Below are 5,145 nucleotides of genomic sequence, written 5' to 3'. Positions count from 1 at the left end.
ATCGACCTGTTCCCAGTCCACCGATGGATTGCGCTGCATCAAGGCTTTAATTGGAAGCGCACCCAAATCATCCGTACGAACTGGGGCAAGACCACCGGCATAACGGCCAAATGGGGTGCGGATGGCATCGATAATATAGGCGTTTTTCATCATAATTCCCTTTAAAAACATGATTCTACAGAAATAGGATTAAGCATTTTGAAGTCGTATTTGCTTACGTTTTAACGCAGCATCAAAACGGCATTGTTTGAGCTCTGAATCTAAATTGAGTGGCTGAATAGGCATAGGTTTGCCCTGATCATCTACCGCAATCATGGTGAAATAACAGCTATTGGTATGGCGAACTTGTTTGTTACGGATATTTTGTGCTTCTACCCGAATACCAATTTCCATTGACGTTGTGCCGACATAGTTGACACTGGCCAGGAAACTCACCATTTCCCCGACTTTGACTGGCTCTTTAAACAAAACTTGATCGACTGATAGCGTGACTACATAACGACCGGAGTAACGACTGGCACATGCATATGCAACCTGGTCCAGTAATTTTAGAATCGTTCCACCATGAACATTGCCAGAAAAATTGGCCATATCCGGTGTCATCAGTACACTCATGATGAGGCTGGTTTGCTCATCTTCTATGGCTTTAAATGCATTTAAACTCGTCATTGTCTTTACAAAATAACTGTTTGTTTCAGCATTATAATCTGCGGAATTTGTGCTCAAGATTCACAAAAATCACAGCCCCATGACTATCTTGTAAATAAACAGTGAGCAATAAAAAAAAGCCCGGATTCAATCAGGGCTTTTTTATTTTTCAAATTTAAAAATCAAGCACTTTTGGTCAAATATTTAAAGATCGTCAGGTCACCCTGATTAAAACCAGTACCTGTAACTTTGGCCAGTTCATGTAACTTTTGTTGTAATGCTAAAGTTTCTTGCTTTGCCGCCCAATATGCCGGACCGCCTTCCCATTTTGGGAAACCAAAGCCATTAATCATAACCAAGTCGATATCATTCATGCGTAAAGTCACACCTTCAGCAAGTAAAAGTGCTGCTTCATTTGCCATGGTGAGTAATACGCGCTCAATGATTTGTTCAGGGCTGAATTCTTTACGTTCAATTCCTTTTGCTTCTGATGCTTTTAAAATAATATCAGTCACCATTGGATCGACTTCAGCGATTCCATTTGCATAATTATAATATCCGGCACCTGTTTTACGCCCGAATCGTTGTACTTCACAGAGTCGATCTGGAATTTCGACATAACGTGCTTCAGGATTTCGTTGAGCAGCATTGGCTTTGCGCATATTCCACGCAATATCCAGACCAGACAAATCACCAACTGCAAATGGCCCCATGTTGAAACCAAAACTTTCAATCGCTTGGTCAATTTGGTGAGGTAATGCACCTTCTTCCAGCATTAGTTCACATTGATAGCGATAGGCTGCATAAATACGATTACCAATAAAACCGAAAGCGTTCTTGCAGATAATCGGTAACTTTCCTAACTTTTGAACAAAACTGAATGCTGTTGCAATCACCTCTTGCGAAGTATTATTGCCATGAATGACCTCAACCAAGCGCATGATATTGGCAGGATTAAAGAAATGAATTCCGACAACGTTTTCTGGACGGATACTGACTTCTGCAATTTCATCCAGATCGATATAAGAGGTATTGCTGGCAATAATCGTGTTTGGACGGCTAATGCTTTCAATCTGCTTTATTAAATTTTGTTTTACCGCTAAATTTTCAAAAATTGCTTCAATAATAAGATCGGAATTTTCAAATGCAGATTCATGATCTGCAAGTTCTAAATGAGCCAATTGCATATCACGATCTTCTGACTTTATGCGACCCGCTGCGATATCTTTTTCATAGAGGGCATCAATTTTTGACTTACATTGAACCAGAATCGATTTAGACTGGTCATAAACAGTTACATTGAAACCCGCTTTTAAGGCTGCAATCGCAATGCCTGTGCCCATGGTTCCTGCACCTACAATTACGACATTCTGAATTGCTTTTGTAGTCGCTTGCTTCAAATTAATCACTTTTTTGGCATTGGTTTCTGCAAAAAACAAATGTCTTAACGCAAATGCTTCTTCACCTACACGTAATTTCTGGAATACCTTACGCTCTTCAGCCAATGCAGTAGCAAAGTCAACTTCAGCGGTGGATTTAATTAACCGAATCGATTCCTGAACCTGAGGACGATGCTTACCTGCTTTTAATGCTTTCTTCACGATCACATCAAGTTCTGCAGACTCATCTTTGGCAACTGACTTTTTAGATAAGGGATTCTTGAATGCTGTCTTCGCGTATTCAATTGCAAATGGACGTAAATCACCTTCTGCAATCGCATCGACCATTCCCAGTTTTAGCGCTTCGGGTGCTTTAAGACGCTGACCGCTACAAATCACTTGAATACTAGGACCCAGACCAATTAAGCGTGGTAAACGCTGTGTACCCCCAGCGCCAGGTAACATACCTAAAGTCACTTCAGGTAAGCCGACCAATGTATTCTGTGCAGCTAAACGTGCATCACATCCCAAAGCAAGCTCATAACCACCCCCTAAGGTTGCCCCACTAATCGCGGCAATCACAGGTTTAGGACATTTTTCAATGGCTTCAATCACCTGAGGTAATTCTGGTGGCGTAATGGGTTTACCAAATTCTTTTAAGTCAGAACCTGAGATAAAGTTTTTGTCTTTGCCAATAATCACTGCCGCAGTTAGAGTGTCATCCTGTGCAAATTTTTCGATTGCATCGAGCAAACCTTTACGGACGGACCATGAACCCGTGTTTACAGGCGGGTTATCAATAACAATTAATGCGATTGAACCCTCGATTTCGAAATGAATCGTTTCAGTCATGACTTAGCCCTCTTTCGCGATGTGTACGAGTGCATCCACGGCTGTCACGCCTTGACCTTGTAAATTTACGATCAGTGGATTCATTTCAGCTTCTTCGATGTAATATTCTTCTGACAATGCCAGTTGAGAGAATGCAACCACGGTTTCTGCAACTGCTTTCAAGTCGCCTTTCGGTTTACCACGGAAGCCATCCAGTGCTTTTAAGCCTTTCACTTCTGCAATCATTTCATAAGCAGATTCCAGCGTAACTGGGGCTAAACGCATTGCACTGTCTTTATACAGTTCAGTTAAAATCCCTCCTGCTGCAAGCATGACAATTGGGCCGATATCTTTATCGCGTTTAAAGCCAACCAAAACTTCGCCCAAACCTTTTACCATGGATTGAACCAGTACTTTTTCTACAGTCAGATCCGGACAATGCTGTTCGACGTTTTGCTTAATCTGTGCAATCGCATCTTTTAATTCTGTCGCAGTTTTAACACTCAGAATAACCCCCCCGACTTCGGTTTTATGGCTAATTTGGTCATGCAGGACTTTCACCACAACAGGATATTCGATCGTCAAACTTTCAACTGAATCATGAATTGAAACGACTTGATAAGGTGCATTTTGAATGCCAAGAGGTTGAAGCAATTTATAAGCACAGTCTTCATCTAAAGTCACCGTGGTAGGCAAATCTTTTTGGATGAATTTCGTGGGAATCGGCATTGGCTTGCGTCGTGCGAAAGCTGCATTAATCACATCTGCACAGGCTTCCGGAGACTGGAACGCAGGCACACCCGCCTGTTTTAATTGTTTCAATGCTTCTGGTGCATCAGGAACAAGGAAGCTGACCAAAGGTTTTTTATAAGTCGCAATGCTGTCAACAATAGGCTTTACTGCCAGATCTGGGTGATAACGTGCTGAAGAACCAGAAGCAACGAGTACCAGATCAAATTCAGGTGCATCTTCAAGCACTTCTAAAGCCGCTTTCATTACTTCATACTTGGTTCCAGCCAAAGTTAAGTCGATGATTCCACCTGCATGCACATCTACGCCACGGGCATTTAATTTGGCAATGGTGTCTTCCGATGGTGATGCCACAGAAACATTGCGAATACCGAGCTGATCGACCACCATTGCGGCACCCCCACCCGTCGTCGTAAGTACACCCACATTAATTTTCTTCTGATTGGCAGCTTGTGGCGCGACTTTACTTAACAATGGAATCGCATTTAAGAAACCATCCAAAGTTTCAACACGCGCAATTCCGCAATCTTTAAAGAATGCTTCTGCAACTGCATCTTCACCCGCCATAGAACCTGTATGAGATACAGCGAGATCAGCCGCAACCTGCGAACGACCCAATTTAAATACCACTACCGGACGGTTCAATTCGGCCGCTTTTACTGCAAATTCACGCAGTTTATCTGCATGACGCATCGACTCAAGGAACAACATATAGCCGTGAATATCTGGATTATCCAGTGTTGCTAAACAGATTTCACCGACACTTAAATCAACTTCACCACCCACTGAGACCAGGCCATAAAAACCGGTATGGTGGTTACGACCGCGTGAGGTTAAAGAACCAATCATACTGCCGCTATGTGAAGCACAGAAAATATTGCCTTTGGGTAGACCTGGTTCTGCAAAGGCTGCATTGGCTGTTAAAAACAGGTCTTCATATAAATTAACGATGCCTAAACTTGATGGTCCTAAAATACGCGTTTGATATTTTGCTTTGAGTTCACGTAACTTATCTTCACGCTCAATTCCTTCATGCCCAGATTCACTGAAACCGCTGGCAATTAAAGTAACCACTGGCACGCCTAATTTTCCGCATTCTTCTACAGCTTGTAGTGCCAAGTCTGCATTGGTCAACACATAAACGTGATCTGGAACTTCAGGCAAATCTGAAAGAGATGGATAGGCTTTTTCACCTTGCACCGTTTCACGACGTGGATTAATACAATAAATTGTGCCCTTATAGCCTGCATTTCTCAAGAAATGTAAAGGACGTCCAGCCGTCTTGCTGATGTCATCTGAAATACCCACCAATGCCACTGATTTAGGCTTGAGTAGTGCATTTGATAAGGTTTTACTTTCTTTTAGCATTGAATTCATTTCTCTAAGTCCTTTTATATTTTACTTTGCACGTTGGTTAAAACGACGTCCAAATACATCCTCTGCAATCCGGTTTTTCAAGACTTCAATTGAACCCCCTGCAATCATCCAGCCACGGGTACGTTTTACGCAGTATTCCACCAGTGATTCTGTTGAATAA

The 5,145-nt window shown here is 42.2% G+C and carries 3 protein-coding genes and 1 pseudogene; all 4 read right to left on the bottom strand.

What is annotated here, in order from left to right:
- Positions 1-150: pseudogene (locus ACKI4H_RS04390) on the bottom strand (acetyl-CoA acetyltransferase); the annotation flags it as partial.
- Between the two features lie 39 nt (positions 151-189).
- Positions 190-669 carry an acyl-CoA thioesterase gene (locus ACKI4H_RS04385; RefSeq protein ID WP_407304092.1) on the bottom strand — a complete coding sequence of 160 codons (480 nt, stop codon included), beginning with the start codon at positions 667-669 and terminating at the stop codon, positions 190-192.
- Between the two features lie 161 nt (positions 670-830).
- A complete protein-coding gene (locus tag ACKI4H_RS04380; protein WP_407304090.1) occupies positions 831-2,879 on the bottom strand; it encodes a 3-hydroxyacyl-CoA dehydrogenase NAD-binding domain-containing protein in 2,049 nt (682 codons plus the stop codon).
- 3 nt (positions 2,880-2,882) lie between these two features.
- A complete protein-coding gene (locus ACKI4H_RS04375) occupies positions 2,883-4,985 on the bottom strand; it encodes an acetate--CoA ligase family protein (RefSeq protein ID WP_407304089.1) in 2,103 nt (700 codons plus the stop codon).
- Between the last annotated feature and the right edge of the window lie 160 nt (positions 4,986-5,145).

The organism is Acinetobacter sp. (assembly GCF_045628685.1).
In the GTDB taxonomy this organism is placed as follows: Bacteria; Pseudomonadota; Gammaproteobacteria; order Pseudomonadales; family Moraxellaceae; genus Acinetobacter.
The sequence above is the reverse complement of the archived record's forward strand: the minus strand, read 5'-3'. Positions and strand labels throughout refer to the sequence as shown.

Coding starts and splice junctions, on each gene's coding strand:
- ACKI4H_RS04385 (WP_407304092.1), bottom strand. CDS start 669: ATGACGAGTTTAAATGCATTTAAAGCCATAGAAGATGAGCAAACCAGC.
- ACKI4H_RS04380 (WP_407304090.1), bottom strand. CDS start 2,879: ATGACTGAAACGATTCATTTCGAAATCGAGGGTTCAATCGCATTAATT.
- ACKI4H_RS04375 (WP_407304089.1), bottom strand. CDS start 4,985: ATGAATTCAATGCTAAAAGAAAGTAAAACCTTATCAAATGCACTACTC.